Genomic DNA, 20,794 nt, shown 5'->3' on the forward strand with positions numbered 1-20,794 from the left:
TATGCGCTCAAATGCCGAACAGACATCAGAACACATGCGATGGTTTACAGGTGTACCCATAGGAACAAATCCTCTCATACTTTTAGATATGGGAATTTCTTCCGTGATTTTGTGGAGCCTTGCTGTTGTTCTTGTCATTTTGCTTCAGGCATTTTTCGGCAAGTCGATGAGTGGGGCATATATTCGTTCTGCTGTTCTTTTTGCCAATTATCTTGTTGCTTTCGTAGTTGGAGCTTTTTTGATTGTTGCTTTTTTGCTTTTCCCAAATCATTACGTGGTTCTCTATCGATTCGACCCTGAGTATGCATATAGCGAAAGCATGAAAGGGAAGAGGTTTTCTTTGAGAGAGAGTATGCACTGGCGTCCCTTTCAAGTAAACGCTATAGAGAAGTTTAAACGTAACGTTACCAAAAAAGTTCAATGGAGTGACGTGCGTTGCTTCCAGACAATGGATACAATGCACGTTATCTTCCTGAAAGGAACAAAAGGCACTCTTATGCGAATTTATTGCCCCGATGAGCATGTCTATAGGCAAGCAGTGGCCTATATTCAGCAAAGAGAAATAAAGGAGATCAAAAAATGAACTCTATCCTTGCTCAGAAGGTTCAGGAATTTGCACAAGATGTCATTGAGTGGAGACATCAGATTCATCAGAACCCTGAATTAGGTTTTTGTGAATTTGAGACATCCAATTTGATAGAAGAGAAACTTCGTTCTTTTAATGTCGATAAAATTCAAAGAATCGGAAGAAGCAAAACGGGTATCTGTGCTGAACTTTATGGAACGGGAAACGGGCCAAAGCGCTGTATTGGTCTTCGTGCAGATATTGACGCATTGCCGATTCAAGAACAATCCGGAGTCTCATATGCTTCTAAAAAAGATGGAGTTTTTCATGGTTGTGGCCATGATTCTCATGCTGCTATTTTGCTTGGTACAGCCTGGCTCCTCAGTGAATTGCGGGATCAGTTTTCAGGGTGTGTGAAATTCTTTTTTCAACATGCCGAAGAGCTTTCAGGCGGTGGTAAAGAGTTTATAGAAGCAGGAGTAATGGAAAATCCCCACGTTGATGGAGTGTTGGCCCTCCATGCCCTTCCAGATATATACCTGGGAGAAATAGGCGTTCGAGATGACTTCATGACTGCTGGTATTGACCGAATAAAGATTACTGTAGAGGGTAAACAGGCTCATGGTGGATATCCTCACTATGGAGTCGATACAATTCTGGCAGCTTCAACCATAGTGACCACACTTCAGAGTCTAGGCTCACGAGAGCTGGCTCCTACCGATTGTGCTTTTGTAACTTTTGGTCGCATCGAAGGTGGAATATCAAATGCCTATATAGGAGGTCCCGTCGTTATTGAGGGTTCCATTCGTTATCTCCGCAAAACGACGCAGGAACGTTTCCATCGGCGAGTCAGAGAAATTGCGACGAATGTTGGGCAAGCGTTACGAGCAAAAGTCACAGTGGAAATAACGCCCAATATAATCCCGACATGCGTTGACAAGGAATGGGTAAATCGCGTTCGAAGAGTTTGTCGTGATATTGAATCAGTTGAGAGAGTTGTAGATTTGCCTTCACCCGCTATGGGAGGGGAGGATTACGCATATTTCTTGGAAAAGGCTCCTGGAACTTTTTTCAGATTAGGAGTCAGAACTCCTGGTGGGCCCCATTGTCCAACACATTCAATAGATTTTTATATAGATGATCGAGCTATTCCTATTGGCATGGAGGTGATGGCAGCCGCGACACTTGATGCTTTGCGGTAAAATTTGATTTTACTCACTTTTGTTTGGCATTACTTACTACTTTTTAAGGAGTGAAGGGATATGAAGGGAAAGAAATTTTTACACTTGTTCTTTGCTGCAGCTATGTTACTCGTAGTCGCAACCGCTGGTTTCGCTGCTACGATGGATACTTTCACTCTCGGTCTTCCGGGAGACGCGAAAAGCCTCGATCCTCAGAAGGCTATGGACACCATGTCATTTGCTGTTACTAAACATATTAATGAGCCTCTTGTAACAGTAGATGGTAAAACCAAAAAATTGGTTCCGGTGTTGGCTGAGCGTTGGGAAATTCTTGACGATCACACGTACAAGTTTTATCTCAAAAAAGGTGTAAAGTTCCATAACGGAGATGAACTTACAGCAGAAGATGTAGTGTATTCTCTGAAGCGTGTAACGACATCTGAATCTGTTTTCGCCAAGTCAAAGGGCAAATTCATAGATCCTGAGGGATTTGAGATTATCGACAAATATACGGTGATTGTAAGAACCCGCGGTCCTGTTGGTGGCTGGCTTGACTCTATGAAGCACCCCTACGCCAGTATCTTTTGTAAAAGAGCCGTTGAAGAAGGTGGCAAAGAGTATTTCCGTAACCCAGTAGGAACAGGCCCCTTCAAATTTAAGAGCTGGATAAAAGGTGAGCGAATTGAACTCACAGCCTTTGAAGACTATCACGGCAAAAAACCGAACTTCAAGAACTTCAATATTCTCGTTCTTCCTGACGATAGCAGCAGAGTTATTGCTCTTGAGACAGGCACAGTAGATATGATCTACTCTGTACCACCCAATGACTGCCAGAGATTGAAAGAGTCTGAAAAGGTTAAAGTTGTAGAAGCTCCGGGACTTGTTTTGACTTTCCTTGATATGAATACACAGAAGAAACCTCTTAACGATCCTAAGGTTCGCCTTGCTCTTGAGTATGCTGTTAATAAAGAGGCTTATAACGCTGTTGTCTACCAGGGAACCTCTTCTATTCCCAACGGGCCACTGCTTTCTGCCTGTACCTTTAGCCCGGAGAATGTGAAGACATATCCCTACAACCTTGAGAAGGCGAAAGAACTTCTTAAAGAAGCAGGTTATCCAGATGGCATGACATTAGAGCTCTGGGTCAGCAATTTCCAAGATCAGGTAAATGGAGCTACAGTCATTCAGTCTATGCTTGCTCAGATAGGTATTAAAGTTAATATCCAGGTTTTCGAATCAGCTGTATTTGACGATCACGTGAAGAAACATACACACGATCTTCTTATCAGCAGATGGGGAATGCAGACAAACCGCGACGCTGGACAGTATTGGCTTCCTCTTTTCCATTCTTCAAACGTCAACTCTTCAAACTGGACATTATTGAGCGATAAAGAACTTGATACATATATCGATACAGCGAATATAACAATAGATACTGAAAAGAGAACAGAGCTCTTCCAGAAAGCATGGGATAGACTTGATGTTCTTCACCCTGTTGTTGTTCTTGCAGTGCCTCACGAATTGTATGGCGCCAGAAAAGATTTGGTAGGCGTAGAAGACCTTTATGACGGTCGTTTGAATTACTTGGGGAACCTTTCTTTAGCAGATTAATTTTTCTTTCTCCGAGCAATTGATCTTATGAATCCTGCTTCGCCTTGTATTCAAGGCGAAGCAGGTTTTTCGGCTTTATTGGCAACCTCATGATCAGAGGAATAGCAGGAGGAAAAAATGATAGATCATAATCGTTTCCAAACACTAGTGGAACTTCTAAACCAAAAAGAGCTGGACGCTGTTTTTCTTGCCCCCTCTTCTGATTTGAAATATATGACCGGATTAAACTTTCATCCAGATTCACGGCTGAAAGGTGCTCTTGTTACCAGAGAAGGAAAGAGTTTTTTCTTATGCCCCTCTCTTCACAGAACAGATATGAAAAGTATCGAAGACGATATTCCTATTTTGGAATGGAATGACACTGACTGGTTCCAAGGCGCATTTAAAAAGGGACTTCAGCTTGTAGGTCTCTCTTCTTCTTGCCGAATTGCCTTTTCTCGAGGAATAGAGGCCGGCGACATGATTGATGCAGTAAAGGGATTAAATGTGGAGTGTGTTAACGGTTTCTTCCTTCTGGCACCTATGCGTTCCATTAAGAATAAAAAAGAATTAGAACTTATGAGAAAAGCATCTTCCATGAACGATAAAATGATGGAAGCTCTCACTACATATATTCGGCCTGGTATATACGAGAGAGACATCATTAAATTTATTATGAATTTTCATGAATCTCATGGCGGTTCTCCTCGCGTACCTTGCGTTGCTTCGGGTATTAACAGCGGCAGAGCCCATTATGGAAGAGATAACAATCGCCTTATAGAAAAACAAGACATAGTGATGGTAGATTCTGGCGGATGGTACGATGGATATAGCCATGATATGACCAGAACATTCTTTGTTGGGGCTCCTACAGATACACAAAGAAAAGTCTATGAAATTGTCTTGGAAGCTCAACTTGCCGCAGAAGAAAAAGTTCAGATAGGGGCTATCCCCAAGGATATTGATAGCACAGCTCGGGATATTATTACTGAACATGGATACGGAGAAGCTTTTACCCATCGTTTAGGACATGGTATTGGTATGGATGGTCAGGAGAGTCCCTATATTTCTCAGGCAAATGAAACTCCTCTTGTTGAGGGCAACTGTTTCAGCATAGAACCGGGAATTTATCTCGAAGGAAAATTTGGAGTTCGTATAGAGGATTTGGTGATGTTAACAGAATCGGGACGAGAGGTTATCAATCTCTTTCCGAAGGAACTCACTATTCTGTAAGGATATATGAAATAACGAAAGGACGGCGATTGTGATGGCTTCTGAAATTCTTCAGAAAGCTCTTGATATAAAAGAGTATATAGTTGAGGCAAAACGTAAAATTCACAGAGAACCAGAACTGAGCATGAAAGAGTTTGCAACAACAGCCTTTGTTCAGTCCGAACTGAAAAAAATGGGAGTAGAAATGATTCCCCTTGGTTCTAATGTTGGCGTTTTGGGAATTATAAAAGGTGAGAAAAAAGGGGAAGGAAAAGTTATTGCTCTTCGTGCCGATATGGATGCTCTTCCCATTCAGGAGACAACCGATATTCCCGATAAGTCGATTGTTTCAGGTGTAATGCATGCTTGTGGACACGACTGCCATACAGCGATGTTGCTCGGGGCAGCCAAACTGCTCATGTCAATGAAGGATCGTTTCTCTGGAACAGTCAAACTTCTCTTCCAGCCAGCAGAAGAAAATCTTGACGGTTCGAAATATATGATAGATCAGGGTGTTCTTGATAATCCGAAAGTGGATTACATTTTGGGTCTCCATGGACATTCTTCTTACAATGTAGGAGAAATAGCTCTTAGAGAAGGACCTTATATGGCTTCATCAGACTTCTTTACCGCAAAAATTACGGGGAAGAGTGGTCATGGAGCATATCCTCATCGTATAGGCTGCGACCCGATTCTGGCAGCTTCAAATTGTGTTATGGCTATTCAGAGTATTATTACTCGTCAAATCGATGCTCTTGATAACCTTGTTATTTCTATTTGTGAGATACATGGTGGTACTGCCAAAAACATTATTCCCGAGACTGTTGAATTTTCGGGATCTATCAGATGCCAGAATATGGAAGTAAGAAATTCCATAGAACAGCGTATTCGCGACGTTATTGAGGGTGTAGCGTCTAGCTATAAATGTAAGGCGGAGCTTGACTATCATTATGGAGTTCCTCCGCTGAGCAATTCTCCAGAAGTTGTTGAGATTGTTCGCACAAGCGCCAAAAAGGTCATTGGATCAGAGAACGTTAAATATATAGATATCCCTGCGATGGGGTCCGAAGACTTTTCCAGATATCTTGAGGTTGTTCCAAAAGGCGTTTTTGCCAGAATGGGAATTTGCGTTCCTGGGAAAAACGTTCCTGTTTTTCATAATGGGAATTTTATCTTCCCTGAAGAAGCTCTTCCTTACGGAACAGCTCTCTTTGTGCAGTTTGTAATTGATGCTAATTAACAGATTTTTAGGTTGACCACTGTATTCATAGATGATATTTTAATCTTGGTCGACCGATTAATCGACCAAGACGGGGGAAATATTAATGGCAGATAATCAAAGGCGCCAATCCCATTCTCAGGGGAAATTGAAAGATCTCGTTACTCGCTATATACGAGAACAGGTTTTTGAAAAAAAGACTTTACGGTGTGGAGATCAAATCAATGAAAGAGAACTTTCTCGTATTTTGGGTATAAGTCGCTCCCCAGTTCGAGAAGCATTAAATGAACTTGAAGAGCAAGGTTTAATTTCTTCCATAAGATATAAGGGCTGGTTTGTCTCGACTTTCCGCGAGGAAGATTTTACAGAAATAACTAAGCTTCGTGTTCTTTTGGAACATACCATTTTGGAAGCTGTTATTGTAGAGGGCGGACCAAGTGACGAGGAAATAGAGCATCTTGAAGAACTGAATGAAGAGTTATATGCGATTATAAATAGCGACGTTTTAGGAGAGAAGAAAGCATTCGAATTTGCTGAGAAAGAGATGACTTTCCACGTCTATCTTTGCTCTCTTGCAAAGGATAATTGTATATGGACTCAGAAAATGCTTAGAAATCTTTTTTATCAAATTCGTTGTTCGTTTGATAGATGGCTTTATCGGGATTGGCAGATGAAAGCCAGTGTTGAAGTTCACGATATGATCATTGAATGTTTGCGTAAGAAAGAAGTGATCAAATTACGTGAATTGCTCTTCCGAAGACTTGGAAGAGGAGCTGTTATTTCACCACAAGAGGAAGACGACCGTTAAAAAGACTGAAAAGGAAAAAGGGGGCGGATTTCAAAAATCCGCTCCCTTTTTAATATCTATTTCTTGTACTGTATGATATCACTCAATTTAGCAGGCAGTACGAGAAGCCATAATATCGAGAATGATTCTATCTACGTCTCTCATCCCTTTGGCATTGACGGCAACAACGTTGGCGACAGTATCTTCAATCTTTTCGTTAATAACACCCTGGCTCATTTCGATATGATGACCATTCATAACGAGCTCAGCTGCTTGAACAGCTTCGAAAGCGCCTGTTCCAACTTTTAATGCACATGTTTCTTTAGCTCCGTCGCAGAGCATTCCGACGAGGTTTCCAAGAACAAGTTCCATGGCTTTGGCTGCTTGAACCTCAGAGCCACCCATAAGATGCACGAGACCTCCAGCTGCACCGGCACCGGCTGCAACGGCACAACCGCAAACAGGACTCAAACGGCCCATTCTGCTCTTTACAAAGCTGGTGCAAAGATGGCTGTAAATGATTCCTTCAGCAATCTCTCTATCACTTTTTCCTAACTCACGTCCCAAAATATAGATGGGAAGAATGGCAGTAATTCCGTGGTTTCCACTTCCTGCACTGCTCATGACAGGGTAGGGGGCTCCGGCCATACGAGCGTCGGAGGCAGCAGCACTGATAGCACGAATTTTAAGGGAGTGATCCATTGTTTTCCAATCAGCGGCTGATTTCCTCAGAGTTTTGCCTACCTCTAAACCTTGCATTTGATTCTCATCAAAGCCTTGTTCAGCAATCGTCATGTTCATCTCTGCTCCCTTGAGAGCGTAAGCAACATCTTCATCATCCATTTCTTGAACAAGAGCAACAACAGAGGAAAAGGGCATCTGAGATATTTCCTGGGCAGCGGAAAGTTCTTTTTTAGTTTCTGCTTTATCAGTAGAATTGTTTGACTTGGTAGAGAAAACCACATCATTATTAAGTGTTACCTCTACAATGCCCGTATGACTGCCTTCAATAGTACATGTTGCAGTTGTATCTTTGCTCTTTACATCGGCTTTTACATAGATTCCATTTCGGTCAGGGTCAGGAAGAACCTGTACCTTCCCATCAGAAACCATTTTCTGAGCGTTCTGAACGTCGTTCTCTGTGGAATTTTTAAGAACCTCAAGGCCCAAAGCGCTTTTGCCACAAAGAGCAGCTAGAGCGGCCGCTATGGTGTTTCCTCGAAGTCCGTTTGTTCCCGGAATGCCTACAGACATTCCGTTTTTAAAAATGTTACCGCTGACCAATACTTTAATAGAATCCACGGGAGCGTTATGTAACTCTTCCGTAGCCCGAGCGACAGCCAAAGCCACCGCACCGGGCTCAGTACACCCTAATGCAGGTTTAACCTCTTCTTTGAGAAATTTTTTGAGTGATATCATATGTAAACTCCTTCTCTCTGTAAATTTATTTTGCTGTCTCTTCAACGAATTTTTTCAGAAGCATTAAGCGATCTTCTGGCGTATTAGGATCGACTACGCATCCGGGAGTGAAGATTACAGCTTTACCGTTGTTATGCTTCCATGTATCCATAACCTGAGCACGAAGCTCTTCCTCTGTTCCGTTAGGGAGAGTATTTTTATGGCTTAAGCCACCGCAGAAGCAACGGTCGGTCTTTGTTCTGACATCGTTCATTGCAGGGCCATCATCTCTATCGTGCCAGTTGAAAGCCTGAACCGGATAGTCGAAAAGTTCTTCAAAATAGACATTCGTGCCGTGAATGTGGAGAACGTTAAACCACGACTTATCTTTGATCGCATTAAGAACTTCAAGATCATACTTTTTCATAAACTCTTCAAGCTGGGCACTGTTCAAACGATCGTGGCTTGCCATCTGTGTTGCAAAGAATACGCCAGATGCACCATTTTCTACTGCTGCCAATGCGAACTCTTTAGTCGTTTCTGTAATAATTTCGAGTCCTTTATGAACTTTTTCGGGGCACTCCTCTAAATGTTTCTTTAATGTCTCTTCTCCGGCCATCTTTACTACAGTTGTAAGAGGGCTGAAAACTGTCTGTATAATTGGCACCTGGCAATGAAGCTCTTCAAGAGCAATGCGCTGGGATTCAAGAACGATGGAGTATTCTCCAGAAGTTCCAGATCTCGGTGTGATTTTATCCCAATCTTCCGGTGTAGCGATGGGGAAGTTTGCAGCTACAGGCGGCTCTCCGAAGCCTTCAAATACCTTGAGATCAGATCCCCAGTCAACAGTGGAGAACATTCCGTAAGGCATATACTTAATAAAGTCAAGATCAAGCATTTCCTGATAATGAATGGAAAGTTCAGCCAATCTTCGTGGCATTCTGTCTTTGTTTGGGAAATGCCACCATAAGCTGTAGGGTAAACGATCAGTTTCTTTTCCAGCAATAGCGTGTTCAATTCGTTCATGATGATTCATTGATAGGATCCTCCTTGATAGTAAAGAGATTTAGCATAGAAAATGTATGCCTCCACAAAATTCACTTATCGCGTTAAATATTGAATTATGTGATTTTCTGCATTCTTTAAGTGTGCCTTTAGCAGAGATACCGCTTTTTCAATATCTCGATTACGTAATGCCGCAATGAGCTGCCTATGAGCTTCAAGAGATTCAGATTGAAAACTAAGAGTTCTCAGATAAATGCGAATATAACGATCAACGTTTTGGTTTAAAGATTCAATCATTGCTAGAAGGCGTGGTCTTTTGGCATAAAGATAGAGGAAAGAGTGAAATTTCCAGTTTTGATCACTCCAATTTGCAGAATCCTTTTCTGAATCAGCCTCTTCTATAAGTTGTTCAGCTTCATCAAGAACTTCATCTGTAAGCTGGGGAAAGGCAAAACGCAGGGCTTCAGATTCCAGAATAAAACGAATTTCAAAAATTTCTCTGGCTTCATCAGGGGAAAGAGTAGATACGATAGCTCCTTTATAAGGATAAAAGGTAACAAGCCCCTCTGTTTCCAGTTGCATTAAGGCTTCTCGAACGGGAATGCGACTTACTCCGAGCTGGAAGGCAATTTCATCTTGGCGCAACTGTTGTCCACTCTCAAAATAGCCTCTCATAATGGCATCCCTAATGCTCTCTAACACCTTTTGTTTTATTGTTTTTTCTCCATCAGAGCTGATAGGGCTTAATTGGGCTAAAGACAAAAAACCCACCTTCCTTCTTTATTTTTAATTGGTAATCTAGTGGATCAATTATTTTATACGATATTTTATATTATATTTTATCCCAACTATACTAGAGATTATAGAGATGTCAATTAAAAATTTTTATTCGATGATGGGTACCTTTTTAGAGTAGGTCATAAATAATTAGAAGGGGGCTTTTGTTTTATAGTTATAGATATTATAATGCTAAGGCATAATTACATGTGGTATGCAATATATTTTCACAGGAGGGATTTATAGTGCGCGTCTCAACAAAATGTACATTCTTTCTTACTTTAATTGCGGTTTTAGCATCTCTTTTCTTCGTGGTTGGTTGTAATCAAGCTTCTGCACAATCTTCGCTACAGGGAAAGACCATTATTGTAGGAACATCAGGAGCTTATGCCCCATGGACATTTACGAAAGTTGGAAAGTTACAGGGGTTTGAAATTGATGTATGGGAAGAAATGGCTAGAAGAAATGGTTTTAAAGTCGAGTACAAATTAGCAAAGTTTAGCGGTCTTCTTGGAATGTTGAATGCTGGACAAATTGATACGATTGCACACCAGATGTCAATTACAGAGAAGCGAAAAGAGCTTTATGATTTTACGGAACCGTATGCATATAGCTATTATGATTTTTCGGTGAAAAAAGATAGTTCAATAAAAACGGTTGACGATCTCAAAGGGAAAAAAATTGGCTGCTGGCTTGGAGGAAACGGAGAAGCTACTCTGCGTCAGGTCAATAAAGACTACAACTTGAATCTGGATATAAAAACTTATGATGGAGCTCCTATAGAAAAAGAAACTGAGCTTGGTCGAGTAGATGCCTGCTGGCAGGGAGAGATAAAAACAAAGACAATCATTGAACAAGAAAATCTTGATCTCAGATTGCTTGGTCAAAGACTCACTTTTGAAGTTAATGCCTATCCCTTTACAAAAAAGGCTGAAAATAAGGCTCTTTTAGAGCAGATCAGCAAGACGATTCATGAAATGCACGAAGATGGAACGTTGAGTGCCCTTTCTGAAAAGTGGTTTGGTCTTGATACGACGAAAAATTAAAAGAGAGAGGCAAAAATAATAGAATCAAAAAGACCCATCATCTTTTTCTGCATGGGTCTTTTTGTTGCTTTTGTAAAGATTGGAGGTTCCACTATTGCCTGGGTTCGATATAGATTTTGCGGTCATGCTCTTTCCTCTCATGCTCAAATATCTCAAAGTAACCTTATTGCTTTCTATAGGGGCTGCTTTTTGGGGTATTTTAGCGGCAGTCTTCATTGCGCTGTGTATTGATTTAAAGGTAAAGTTACTGGCCCCTTTCGTAAAAGTTTATGTCTCTTTTTTTAGAGGTACCCCGCTCATAGCTCAATTGTTTTTGATGTATTTTGGATTCGTGCAAGTTATCCCAAGTTTCAAAAATATGTCTTCTTTTACGGCAGCGTTGATTGTCTTGAGTTTAAATGCAGCGGCTTTTATGTCTGAAACAATACGAGGTTCCATATCCTCGGTCAATAAAGGACAAATGGAGGCCTGTGTTTCTGTAGGAATGTCATATTTGCAAGCGATGCGAAGAGTTATTCTCCCTCAGGCAACACGAGTCGCGATTCCGGCTCTTTTTAATAGTTTTATTAGCATAGTAAAAAATTCATCTTTGGCTTTTACCATAGGTGTTACGGAAATGATAGCTGTTGCCCAGCTAGAAGCGGCGTCAAGTTATAGATATTTAGAAGCTTTTATTGATATTGCTGTTGTTTATTGGGCATTAACGCTTGTTTTAGGAAAGGTGCAACAACGTATTGAACGAAATTTAAGTGTTCAAAATTAAGATTTAGGTGGTTTGTCAAATGATAGAAATTAAGAGTTTATATAAAAGTTTTGGAGATCTGAAAGTTTTAAAAGACATCAACCTCAATGTTAAAAAAGGAGAAATAGTTGCAATTATAGGCCCTTCCGGAACTGGAAAATCAACATTACTAAGATGTATAAATTTTTTGGAGGAAGCAGATAAGGGAAAAATTCGAATAGGTGCCATTGAGGTGGATGTAGAAAAGGCGGCAAAGAAAGAGATAAGGGAACTTCGCCAACAGACAGCGATGGTATTTCAATCCTTCAACCTCTTTAATAATAAAACTGTTTTGGAAAATATCATAGAAGCCTTAATTATAGTGAAGAAAGAAAACAAGAATCAGGCAGTTGAAAAAGGACTTCAGATTTTAGAGAAAATCGGACTTAAGGATAAAGCAGATTCATATCCATCCAAACTCTCTGGCGGTCAGCAACAACGTGTAGGTATAGGTAGGGCTATTGCGCTTAACCCTAAGGTTATTTTATTTGATGAGCCTACTTCCGCCCTTGATCCGGAGCTTGTCGGAGAAGTCCTTGACCTTATTCGCGAGCTTGCTCATGAGCATATGACCATGATGATTGTTACTCATGAAATTGCCTTTGCCAAAGAAGTGGCCGACACGGTAGTTTTTATGGACGAGGGAAGGATTGTTGAAACTGGCAGTCCTAAAGAGATATTTGCATCTCCTAAAAATCAGAGAACAGAGCAATTTTTGAGCCGTTTTACGAAGCAATAACAGAGCAAGTATACTTTCTCTCTTCAGTATGGCGACATTATTTTTTGTATAATTAAAGAGTCAATCATGATAGTAGAGGAGGGGAATGATGAAAAAGGTTTATGTTGTCGGAACATGCGACACAAAATCCAGCGAATTGCTTTATGTGCGAGATCTTATTCGTTCAGAGGGTATCGACGCTTTTCTTGTAGATGTTGCCACTCGTCCACACTCCTTTAGCGCGGATATCTTAAACACTCAGGTCGCTTCCCATCACCCCGATAATCCACATTTTCTTGGCTCTATCACAGATCGAGGACAAGCCATTATAGCTATGTCACAGGCCTTGTCCGCTTTTCTTTCACAACAGAATGACATTGCAGGCGTTATTGGCCTTGGCGGTTCTGGAGGAACCTCTCTTATTACGGCAGGTATGAGAACTCTTCCAATTGGAGTTCCTAAACTTATGGTTTCTACTGTGGCGTCAGGCAATGTGGCTCCTTATGTGGGGCCTAACGATATTTGCATGATGTACTCTGTAACCGATGTAGCTGGCCTCAATCGTATATCTCGTATAGTGCTTGGGAATGCTGCTCATGCTATTGCCGGTATGGCGAAAACAACGATCCCAGCGCCATCCATAGAACGTGAACCAGTAGGCATGACAATGTTTGGAGTGACCACTCCCTGTGTTGATATGATTCGTCACGAACTGGAAAAAGAATATGATTGTCTTGTATTTCATGCTACAGGAACGGGCGGTCAGTCTATGGAAAAGCTCATTGATTCTGGTATTCTCAAGAAAGTAATAGACGTGACTACAACTGAAGTTTGTGATCTTTTCATGGGCGGTGTTATGAGTGCTGGGGAAGATCGTTTCGGAGCAATTATTCGAATGGCCATTCCCTATGTTGGTTCTGTAGGCGCCCTTGATATGGTTAATTTTGGTGCTTTAGAGACTGTTCCAGAGAAATATAAAAACCGCAATCTTTATGTTCATAATCCTCAGGTAACATTGATGAGAACTACTGCTGATGAGAATGCCCGGATGGGACGCTGGATCGGAGAAAAGCTTAACCACTGTTCAGGGCCTGTACGCTTTTTGTTGCCAGAAAAGGGTGTTTCGATGATTGACGCTCCAGGTCAGCCCTTCTATGATCCCGATGCGGATGCCGTTCTTTTCGAGGCTATCGAAGAAACGGTGTATCAGACTGACATGCGCAAAGTTATCTGCTTACCCTATCATATTAACGACCCGGAATTTGCTCAGGCGCTGTTTCAGAATTTTAAGGAGGTTGCGAAATGACCTATAAAACACGATCTGAAATAATGTCATTTTTTAGAGAAAAAGTAAGTAAGAAAGAACCTATTATAGGCGGCGGTGCAGGAACCGGCATCTCTGCCAAGTGGGAGGAAGCTGGCGGCATCGACCTCATTGTCATATATAATTCTGGCCGTTACAGAATGGCTGGAAGAGGTTCTCTTGCGGGGCTTCTAGCCTACGGAAATGCTAATGAGATTGTAAAAGAGATGGCCAGAGAAGTTATTCCTGTGGTGAAAAATACGCCAGTATTAGCTGGGATCAATGGAACTGACCCTTTCGTAAAATGGGACTACTTTCTAAGTGAGTTGAGAGCTCTGGGATTCGCGGGAGTTCAGAATTTCCCTACCGTAGGTCTTATTGACGGAGTCTTCAGAGCGAACCTTGAAGAAACTGGAATGGGATATGCCCTCGAAGTTGAAGCTATTCGTATGGCACGAGAGATGGATTTACTTACAACTCCCTACGTTTTCAGTGTTGAAGATGCCATGGCCATGACTGAAGCTGGAGCCGATATTATCGTATGCCATATGGGACTCACCACAAAGGGTGGCATTGGAGCCCAGACATCAAAAACGTTGGAAGAATGCGTGCCTCTTATTGATCAATGGGCAGAAGCGGCGAGAAGCGTTCGTAAAGATGTTATAGTCCTCTGCCACGGAGGCCCTATCGCTATGCCAGAAGATGCTGAATATATTTTAAAACATTGTAAAGAGGTTAACGGGTTTTACGGCGCAAGCAGTATGGAACGTCTTCCAACTGAACAAGCCATAAAAAAACAGACAGAACTTTTTAAAACAATAAAATATTAACTAACACCAATAAATACCAAAAAGCAGGGGAGACAAAAACCTCCCCTGCTTTTTGTATTTATCATAATTTTTAGTTCGGGTTTTTTATGCTTCCCAAAGTGTCTTTTTCGGTCTTTGTACGTTTTGATTTTTTATGAAGACGTTCCAGAATCTCATCTTGACCACGTGAAACGTGCCTATGAATAATTTCTCGCGCTTTTTCTGAATCCCGGTTTTTAATAGCTTGGCAAATTTCCATATTTTCTTTTCTATGTTGTTTTAAAGCTTCTGGACTAAAATTTTTAAAGATAAGCCTTTGTGTTGCCAGTTCATTTCTGATTGATTCCAAGAGCCTCAAAATGAAGCGATTCCCTGCCATTTCAGCTAAAATATTATGAAACTTGTTGTGTATATCGGCATCTGGATTTTTTTCATTTTCAAGTAAGAGCTTTTCCAGCTTCTCTATCTCTTCTGATGTGGCGCGTTCCGCAGCCCAATAGGCAATCTGACCTTCCAGTAAAGATCGAGCTTCAACAAGTTCTTTTAAGGTCGATTCTTCAAAAAGATTCGCGACAAATTCCATATTAGCGATGTTACGAAGAGCGTTTAGCGATAAATACGTTCCGTCTCCAGGGTGTGCTTCTACAATTCCGGATAATTCCAATGCTTTCAATACTTCCCTGATGCAATTTCTACTTACGCCGAATGTTTTCGCGAGTGACTGTTCACCGGGTAGTTTCATCCCAGGTTCCCAAACGCCTTTTTTTATTGCCTCTATAATTTGATTAAGAACATTCTCATGAAGTGTTGATTTACTTGCAGGCTTGAACATAAAGTCCTCCTTGCTTGACATAAATTTCTCTAATTAAGTTTATACTACATTGAACTCAATAAAGCGATTAAAACCTTAACTTATTCTACTACATAATAAAATATATTACTTTTTATACTTCTTTCCTTCTGCCTTCTCTCCTGTTTCTTTCTAATATTTCATTTTGTGAGCGGAGAAGGTGTTGAATCATAGCTTCCTGAGCTTTTTCAGGGGCTCTTTCTTTTATGGCCTGACAAATTTCCCAATGATCTTTTTTAAATAGTTCTAATTCGGTAGATGGCCATGATTTAAAAACAATTCTTTGAGCAGAAACTTCTGTGCGAAGAGAATCGAGAAGACGCAACAGAAAAGGATTGCCTGCAATTTCTGCAAGGTAATTATGAAAGTGATAGTGAACTTCCACATTTGGTGTTTCTGGCTCCTCAACCAAGATGCGTTCGAGATTCATTATTTCTTCATCGCTTGCACGTTGTGCTGCCCAGTAAGCGAGTTGTCCCTCCAACAATTGGCGAGCCTCTATAAGTTCCATAAGTGTGCTTTCTTCGAAAAGAGAAGCCACAAGATCCGAATTGGCAATGTTGCGCAGTGCATTTTCAGAAAGATAAGTTCCGTCACCAGCCCGCGCTTCTACTATTCCTGTAAGTTCAAGAGCTTTTAAAACTTCTCTAATGCAATTTCGGCTTACTTCAAAGGCGTTTGCCAGACTTTGTTCCCCAGGAAGTTTGCTTCCCGGTTCCCATTCATTTTCTTTTATTGCGGTAATCATTTGATTAAGTACATTTTGATGCAAAGTTGCTTTGTTAGCAGGTTTAAACATAGGGACCCCCTGTATTCAATACAATTTATTTCTAAATTTTTTATTTTTTCTATATTGACGTTATTAAATGACTGTGATAATGTTCAATTGTTCAACAGCAGTGCAGAAGAACATTGTTACTATACGGCACCTTTTACAATCAGTAAAGCAAAAATATCATTAAACTACAATGAAGGGGGAAGACTCTATGAAAACGTTGTTATTGAGCCAAGATGAAATCAAAGAGCTTATCACAATGAAAGACGTAGTAGAAGCCTGCGACAAAACCTTCCAAGGTATGGGCGATGGAACTGTTGTAAACCCCACAAAAGTTAACCTTGATCTCGGAGAAACGGCACCATTCCCACCATATAGCGGATTTATGAACGCTATGCCAGCTTACGTCGGATGGTCAGACACGGCAGGCATAAAATGGGCCGGAGGTTTCCTAGGAGAACGTAAAAAGGCTGGCCTTCCCTATATTACCTCTCTTATTATGCTTATTAATCCCCAAATGGGCAACTTTACGGCTGTATTAGACGGATCTTATATTACAAATATGCGTACCGGTGCGCAAACTGCTGTTTCCCTCAAATATCTTTATCCCAAAAAATCTCTTCGTTTAAGCCTTTATGGAGCCGGAATGCAGGGACATACCCAGACAATGGCTATTTCTGAACTTTTCGATTTAGAGGAAGTACGTGTATACGACATTAGCAAAGCTTCTGCAGAGCGTTACGCTTCTGATATGGAGCCATATGTGAAAGGAAAAATTCACATTGCCGAAACACCTGAAGAGGCTGCCGATGGTGGTGACGTAGCAGTTTGTGTAACTCAGTCTAAAGAAAAATTCTTTAAAAATGAGTGGTTTAAACCAGGCAAATTGCTTTTCCCCATGGGCTCTTACCAGGAATGTGACAACGATTGCATATTAAACGCTGATAAGATCATTGTTGATCACATTGGACAGACCCTTCACCGTGGAGCCCTTGCCGAGCTCGGTATAGCCGGAAGAATTACAGAAAAAGACATTTATTCTACCATTGGCGAACTGGCCGCAGGGAAGAAAAAGGCATCAGTTGCTGACGGTGAAAAAATCCTTTGTATTCCTATTGGAACAGGTGCTATGGATATTGGCGTTGCTTCTGTTGTTCTTGAGCGCGCACGTAAGAATAACATTGGAGGGACGTATGAATTCGTGTAACAAGTAGCGTCACAATGCATGATGGGTGTCATATGGCGAGTGTGACACCCATATTTAAAAAGTCGAGAGGGGAGGGAATTACATGTCTGAACCGAAGGGCCTTTTTAGCAATATTTTGCATTGGGCGGGACAAGCCCAAGATATGGTACTTGTTTTCCTTATGTCGTTTATTGCTATTCTCGTTTTTGGCCAGGTTGTTTTAAGATACGTATTTAAAGCGCCTCTTATGGGAATAGAGGAATTGCTTCTTTTTCCTACCACATGGGCCTACCTCATAGGCTCCATCAAAGCTTCAGCTGATAAGAATCAAATAGTAGCCCGCGTGCTTGAAGTTTTTATGAAAAAACAAAAAACAATCTATTTAGTACGAACTGTTGCTTCTGTTTTAAGTGGGATCGTTCTTATCTGGCTTTCCTACTGGGGATATGACTATCTTAAATATGCGTTGAGAGTGCAAAAAGAGAGTCCAACTCTTTTTATCCCCATGATATGGTCTGAAGCTTTGGTTTTTATAAGCATGGCTTGTATGACTTTTTACACCGTTCTTGAATTTTTAGAACACCTCAATAGTTTTGTCCACACACCCAAAGATATGTTGGCCCAAACGGAAGAGGAGGTTTTTTAAATGATATCTGTTGCACTTGTAGCGTTGCTTATTCTTGTTGTATTCCTCTCCTTTGGAGTGCCTTTGCCTTTCTGCTTTGGTGGAGCCCTCATGTATATGAGTATTGTCGGCGGAGTTTCAATGAAAGGTATGATGATGTGGGGGTTGCAACAAATTTTAAGTCCAGTTCTTTTGTGTGTTCCTCTATTTATCTTTGCAGGAAGCCTCATGAGTCAAAGTGGCATTGCGAAATATCTTCTTGACTTAGTTGATGTTTTTGTCGGACGAGTACGTGGTGGTTTAGGTGTTGTAGCCGCTATAAGCTGTGCCATTATTGGAGCTATTTCAGGCAGTGGCTTTACGGGTGTTGCAGCAACTGGCCCCATTCTCATTCCACGCATGGTCGAGCAGGGGTATCCAAGAGGATATGCAACAGCACTAGTTACCGACTCTTCAATTTTGGGACTTCTTATTCCTCCAAGCGTCATTATGATCGTTTATGGGTGGGTAACAGAAACGTCGATATTAGCGTGCTTTTTAGCGACAGTTGGTCCCGGAATTCTTGTCACCATTCTTTTTTCTGTAATCAACCTTGTATGGGCCAAGCATTTTCCTCTTAAACTGGAACCTGAACTTAAAAAAGAAGAAAAGGTACGCGAAATAGCCCGTCGTGGTTGGAAGGCCTTACCTGCTCTTATGATGCCCGTTATTATTCTTGGCGGTATCTATGGAGGCATTATGACTCCTACAGAAGCGGCGGCAGTTGCCGTTATCTATGCTATCCCAGTAGGATTTTTGATTTATAAAGGTCTTAAAGCTAAAAATTATTACGAAGTGGCCAGAGATTCCGCTATCTCGGTAGGATCAATCATGGTTATGATCTTGTGCAGCCTCATGTTGAGTCAAACCTTTGTTATGCTGCAAATTCCTCAGGCTATTGTCAAAGCCATGTTCGGAATTACCCAGAGTAAGGTCATACTTTTAATTCTTATTAATTTCCTTCTTTTCTTTATCGGAATGATAGTTAACGACCTTACGGGAGTTATTCTGGTTGCCCCTCTGCTTTTACCTCTGGCTCAGGCCATTGGAATTCATCCGATTCACTTTGCTTCAATTCTCGGAGTTAATCTTGCAGTTGGCGGTGTTACCCCTCCCTATGCAAGCATTCTCTATCTGGGAATGAAAATAGGTAATGTGGAGTTCGTAGAAATATTGCGACCTGCCATGACTTTCCTCCTGTTAGGGTATGTACCTGTGATGATCCTTACGACATTTTGGCCGGCGCTATCGCTCTTCCTGCCTGGTCTCATGGGGTATGTGCAGTAGTAAGTGCCGTGTTTGTAAAGGAGAGTGAAAAGCGTGACCCTTTGTCGAAATCGAACGAGACTCGTTAGTCTTTTTGATTCACTCGGTCCCATAATGACCGGACCTTCAAGTTCTCATACAGCAGGAGTTCTTCGCATTGGACGTATGGGATGTTCCTTTCTTGGAGGAGAACCGGAAAAAGTAGACCTCTTTTTCTACGGGGCGCTGGCTGAAACCTATAAAGGGCACATGAGTGACTCTGCCATAGTTGGTGGCTTACTTGGTATGCATGAGGATTCGCCTGAGATAGGTGATGCTTTGGCTATTGCGGAGCAAAAAAATATCCCCGTATCTTATCACCTGGAACCACTGTCAGAGAGGAATCCTAACACAGTAGATATGCTGCTAACCGATAAAAAGCATTCTGTTCGTGTTGTTGGAATCTCAGTCGGTGGTGGCGAGATTCTCATGACAGAGTTGGAAGGATACCCGATCTCTTTACGTGGAAGTGAAGACGGAGTTGTCTTTATTGCCGAAAGTGATTTTTCAATAAAAACGCTTTCGGAGGTTTTAAAAGTCTCTGTTATCTCTTGCGAGAAGAGCGTTTCTTCTGATTCAAATGTTAAGGATTGTTTATATACCTGCCTTACAGAAAAGAGTTTAAAAAAAGAACAACTCAATGAACTGGAAAAGGTTACGGGGATTAAGAGAGTATTTTCTCTTTCTAGCTTGCTTGATTATAAATTGAAAGACGATATGCCTCTTTTCTCCTCATTTCAGGGATGGATCGATTACGCTTCATCGCACCAGATATCTTTAGCTGAAGCTGCCATAGCCTACGAAACAAAAAGAAGTGGTCTGACAAAAGAGTTTATACGCTCAAAAATTCAAGATGCATGGAAGGTTATGAGTCAATCAGTTTCTGATGGGATGAAAGAAAATTTGACTCTACTGGGAAATCTTATGCCTCATGATGAAGGTTTGAAGCTTATGAAATTAGTGGAACAAAAACGGGCTCTGTCTGGACCTACAGTTGGCAAATCCATAGCAAGAGCATTAGGAGTAATGACTCTCAATGGGTGTATGGGGTGTGTTGTGGCAGCGCCAACGGCCGGATCATGTGGAGTGTTGTCAGGGGCTCTCTTCACAGCAGCGGAGTACTTGAATTCAGAAAGCTCTCAGATAGAAGATGCTTTGCTCGTTGCAGCAATGGTCGGAGCCTTAATTGCTATGAGAGCTCCTGTTTCCGGCGCGCTAGGTGGGTGCCAGTCAGAGATTGGTGTTGCTTCGGCTATGACTGCATCTGCGTTGGCACAGCTTTCTGGCGGATCAGAGAGTCAGATTGTACATGCAGCATCTCTGGCCTTGAAAAACATTCTGGGGCTTATCTGCGATCCCGTAGCTGGACCAGTAGAAATTCCGTGTATCAAGCGTAATGCCATTGGTGTTGCTAACGCATATGCAGCTGGCGATATGGCGGTTGCGGGCATAGAAAGCATCATTCCGCCAGACGAAGTAGTAGGTGCTCTCATCAATGTTCAAAAGCTTCTACCTGTTGAATTAAGGGGAAGTATGCGTGGTGGTTTGGCTTCAACGCCTACAGCGGAGAAGCTTAAAGAAAAATGGTTCGCAAAATTGGCAGCAAAGAGTCACAAATCATAA

The 20,794-nt window shown here is 41.5% G+C and carries 20 protein-coding genes; 15 read left to right on the forward strand and 5 right to left on the reverse strand.

What is annotated here, in order from left to right:
- The first annotated feature begins 1 nt into the window (after position 1).
- The 6 genes from RBH88_RS00445 (at position 2) to RBH88_RS00470 (ending at position 6,575) form a co-directional block, all read left to right on the forward strand.
- Positions 2 to 583, forward strand: coding sequence for a hypothetical protein (locus RBH88_RS00445; RefSeq protein ID WP_307879736.1), 582 nt, complete (start codon positions 2 to 4; stop codon positions 581 to 583).
- Positions 580 to 1,767, forward strand: coding sequence for a M20 family metallopeptidase (locus RBH88_RS00450; RefSeq protein WP_213691714.1), 1,188 nt, complete (start codon positions 580 to 582; stop codon positions 1,765 to 1,767). Before RBH88_RS00445 ends, RBH88_RS00450 begins: the two co-directional genes overlap by 4 nt.
- Before the next feature lie 60 nt (positions 1,768 to 1,827).
- Positions 1,828 to 3,357, forward strand: a complete 1,530-nt coding sequence (locus RBH88_RS00455) for an ABC transporter substrate-binding protein (protein WP_213699698.1) — start codon at positions 1,828 to 1,830, stop codon at positions 3,355 to 3,357.
- Between the two features lie 117 nt (positions 3,358 to 3,474).
- The gene (locus RBH88_RS00460; RefSeq protein WP_213691716.1) at positions 3,475 to 4,569 is read left to right on the forward strand and encodes a Xaa-Pro peptidase family protein; all 1,095 of its coding nucleotides are present in this window, start codon (positions 3,475 to 3,477) and stop codon (positions 4,567 to 4,569) included.
- Between the two features lie 34 nt (positions 4,570 to 4,603).
- Positions 4,604 to 5,788 (forward strand): M20 family metallopeptidase, encoded by a 1,185-nt coding sequence (locus tag RBH88_RS00465; protein ID WP_307879737.1) that lies wholly within the window; start codon positions 4,604 to 4,606, stop codon positions 5,786 to 5,788.
- Positions 5,789 to 5,873: 85 nt separating this feature from the next.
- Positions 5,874 to 6,575: a GntR family transcriptional regulator gene (locus RBH88_RS00470; RefSeq protein WP_213691718.1), complete on the forward strand. Its 702-nt coding sequence runs from the start codon at positions 5,874 to 5,876 to the stop codon at positions 6,573 to 6,575.
- A gap of 87 nt (positions 6,576 to 6,662) precedes the next feature.
- Here RBH88_RS00470 and RBH88_RS00475 read toward each other — a convergent pair whose 3' ends face one another.
- The 3 genes from RBH88_RS00475 to RBH88_RS00485 all read right to left on the reverse strand — a co-directional run bounded on the left by RBH88_RS00475 (position 6,663) and on the right by RBH88_RS00485 (position 9,719).
- Complete coding sequence (locus tag RBH88_RS00475) at positions 6,663 to 7,973, reverse strand: serine dehydratase subunit alpha family protein (RefSeq protein WP_307879738.1); 1,311 nt, start codon at positions 7,971 to 7,973, stop codon at positions 6,663 to 6,665.
- 25 nt (positions 7,974 to 7,998) lie between these two features.
- A complete protein-coding gene (locus RBH88_RS00480; RefSeq protein WP_213701610.1) occupies positions 7,999 to 8,988 on the reverse strand; it encodes a uroporphyrinogen decarboxylase family protein in 990 nt (329 codons plus the stop codon).
- Between the two features lie 65 nt (positions 8,989 to 9,053).
- Complete coding sequence (locus tag RBH88_RS00485) at positions 9,054 to 9,719, reverse strand: GntR family transcriptional regulator (protein ID WP_213691721.1); 666 nt, start codon at positions 9,717 to 9,719, stop codon at positions 9,054 to 9,056.
- A 260-nt stretch (positions 9,720 to 9,979) separates the two neighbouring features.
- On the opposite strand from RBH88_RS00485, the gene RBH88_RS00490 reads away from it, so the two are divergent.
- From RBH88_RS00490 to RBH88_RS00510, 5 genes are all read left to right on the forward strand, one after another.
- The gene (locus RBH88_RS00490; RefSeq protein WP_307879739.1) at positions 9,980 to 10,780 is read left to right on the forward strand and encodes a transporter substrate-binding domain-containing protein; all 801 of its coding nucleotides are present in this window, start codon (positions 9,980 to 9,982) and stop codon (positions 10,778 to 10,780) included.
- A gap of 94 nt (positions 10,781 to 10,874) precedes the next feature.
- Complete coding sequence (locus RBH88_RS00495) at positions 10,875 to 11,543, forward strand: amino acid ABC transporter permease (RefSeq protein ID WP_307879740.1); 669 nt, start codon at positions 10,875 to 10,877, stop codon at positions 11,541 to 11,543.
- Positions 11,544 to 11,562: 19 nt separating this feature from the next.
- Positions 11,563 to 12,300: an amino acid ABC transporter ATP-binding protein gene (locus RBH88_RS00500; protein WP_213690496.1), complete on the forward strand. Its 738-nt coding sequence runs from the start codon at positions 11,563 to 11,565 to the stop codon at positions 12,298 to 12,300.
- Positions 12,301 to 12,388: 88 nt separating this feature from the next.
- Complete coding sequence (locus RBH88_RS00505) at positions 12,389 to 13,585, forward strand: Tm-1-like ATP-binding domain-containing protein (RefSeq protein WP_307879741.1); 1,197 nt, start codon at positions 12,389 to 12,391, stop codon at positions 13,583 to 13,585.
- The gene (locus tag RBH88_RS00510) at positions 13,582 to 14,412 is read left to right on the forward strand and encodes a phosphoenolpyruvate hydrolase family protein (RefSeq protein WP_213701611.1); all 831 of its coding nucleotides are present in this window, start codon (positions 13,582 to 13,584) and stop codon (positions 14,410 to 14,412) included. Before RBH88_RS00505 ends, RBH88_RS00510 begins: the two co-directional genes overlap by 4 nt.
- 70 nt (positions 14,413 to 14,482) lie before the next feature.
- Here the strand turns inward: RBH88_RS00510 and RBH88_RS00515 are convergent, their stop codons facing one another.
- Complete coding sequence (locus RBH88_RS00515) at positions 14,483 to 15,223, reverse strand: FadR/GntR family transcriptional regulator (RefSeq protein WP_213690493.1); 741 nt, start codon at positions 15,221 to 15,223, stop codon at positions 14,483 to 14,485.
- 112 nt (positions 15,224 to 15,335) lie between these two features.
- On the reverse strand, positions 15,336 to 16,040 hold the full coding sequence (locus RBH88_RS00520) for a FadR/GntR family transcriptional regulator (RefSeq protein ID WP_213690492.1): 705 nt from the start codon (positions 16,038 to 16,040) through the stop codon (positions 15,336 to 15,338).
- Between the two features lie 187 nt (positions 16,041 to 16,227).
- Here RBH88_RS00520 and RBH88_RS00525 point away from each other — a divergent pair, with 187 nt between their 5' ends.
- The 4 genes from RBH88_RS00525 to sdaAA all read left to right on the forward strand — a co-directional run bounded on the left by RBH88_RS00525 (position 16,228) and on the right by sdaAA (position 20,794).
- Positions 16,228 to 17,223 (forward strand): ornithine cyclodeaminase family protein, encoded by a 996-nt coding sequence (locus tag RBH88_RS00525; protein WP_213690491.1) that lies wholly within the window; start codon positions 16,228 to 16,230, stop codon positions 17,221 to 17,223.
- A gap of 82 nt (positions 17,224 to 17,305) precedes the next feature.
- Positions 17,306 to 17,848, forward strand: a complete 543-nt coding sequence (locus RBH88_RS00530; protein ID WP_213690490.1) for a TRAP transporter small permease — start codon at positions 17,306 to 17,308, stop codon at positions 17,846 to 17,848.
- Positions 17,849 to 19,153, forward strand: coding sequence for a TRAP transporter large permease (locus tag RBH88_RS00535; protein WP_307879742.1), 1,305 nt, complete (start codon positions 17,849 to 17,851; stop codon positions 19,151 to 19,153). It abuts the gene before it with no gap.
- A 33-nt stretch (positions 19,154 to 19,186) separates the two neighbouring features.
- On the forward strand, positions 19,187 to 20,794 hold the full coding sequence (gene sdaAA / locus RBH88_RS00540; RefSeq protein ID WP_307879743.1) for an L-serine ammonia-lyase, iron-sulfur-dependent, subunit alpha: 1,608 nt from the start codon (positions 19,187 to 19,189) through the stop codon (positions 20,792 to 20,794).

Source organism: Aminobacterium sp. MB27-C1, assembly GCF_030908405.1.
Lineage (GTDB): Bacteria > Synergistota > Synergistia > Synergistales > Aminobacteriaceae > Aminobacterium.

Bases quoted from the DNA above. Each gene is read 5' to 3' on its own strand.
- RBH88_RS00445 (WP_307879736.1), top strand. From the start codon at position 2: ATGCGCTCAAATGCCGAACAGACATCAGAACACATGCGATGGTTTACA.
- RBH88_RS00450 (WP_213691714.1), top strand. From the start codon at position 580: ATGAACTCTATCCTTGCTCAGAAGGTTCAGGAATTTGCACAAGATGTC.
- RBH88_RS00455 (WP_213699698.1), top strand. From the start codon at position 1,828: ATGAAGGGAAAGAAATTTTTACACTTGTTCTTTGCTGCAGCTATGTTA.
- RBH88_RS00460 (WP_213691716.1), top strand. From the start codon at position 3,475: ATGATAGATCATAATCGTTTCCAAACACTAGTGGAACTTCTAAACCAA.
- RBH88_RS00465 (WP_307879737.1), top strand. From the start codon at position 4,604: ATGGCTTCTGAAATTCTTCAGAAAGCTCTTGATATAAAAGAGTATATA.
- RBH88_RS00470 (WP_213691718.1), top strand. From the start codon at position 5,874: ATGGCAGATAATCAAAGGCGCCAATCCCATTCTCAGGGGAAATTGAAA.
- RBH88_RS00475 (WP_307879738.1), bottom strand. From the start codon at position 7,973: ATGATATCACTCAAAAAATTTCTCAAAGAAGAGGTTAAACCTGCATTA.
- RBH88_RS00480 (WP_213701610.1), bottom strand. From the start codon at position 8,988: ATGAATCATCATGAACGAATTGAACACGCTATTGCTGGAAAAGAAACT.
- RBH88_RS00500 (WP_213690496.1), top strand. From the start codon at position 11,563: ATGATAGAAATTAAGAGTTTATATAAAAGTTTTGGAGATCTGAAAGTT.
- RBH88_RS00505 (WP_307879741.1), top strand. From the start codon at position 12,389: ATGAAAAAGGTTTATGTTGTCGGAACATGCGACACAAAATCCAGCGAA.
- RBH88_RS00510 (WP_213701611.1), top strand. From the start codon at position 13,582: ATGACCTATAAAACACGATCTGAAATAATGTCATTTTTTAGAGAAAAA.
- RBH88_RS00515 (WP_213690493.1), bottom strand. From the start codon at position 15,223: ATGTTCAAGCCTGCAAGTAAATCAACACTTCATGAGAATGTTCTTAAT.
- RBH88_RS00520 (WP_213690492.1), bottom strand. From the start codon at position 16,040: ATGTTTAAACCTGCTAACAAAGCAACTTTGCATCAAAATGTACTTAAT.
- RBH88_RS00525 (WP_213690491.1), top strand. From the start codon at position 16,228: ATGAAAACGTTGTTATTGAGCCAAGATGAAATCAAAGAGCTTATCACA.
- RBH88_RS00530 (WP_213690490.1), top strand. From the start codon at position 17,306: ATGTCTGAACCGAAGGGCCTTTTTAGCAATATTTTGCATTGGGCGGGA.
- RBH88_RS00535 (WP_307879742.1), top strand. From the start codon at position 17,849: ATGATATCTGTTGCACTTGTAGCGTTGCTTATTCTTGTTGTATTCCTC.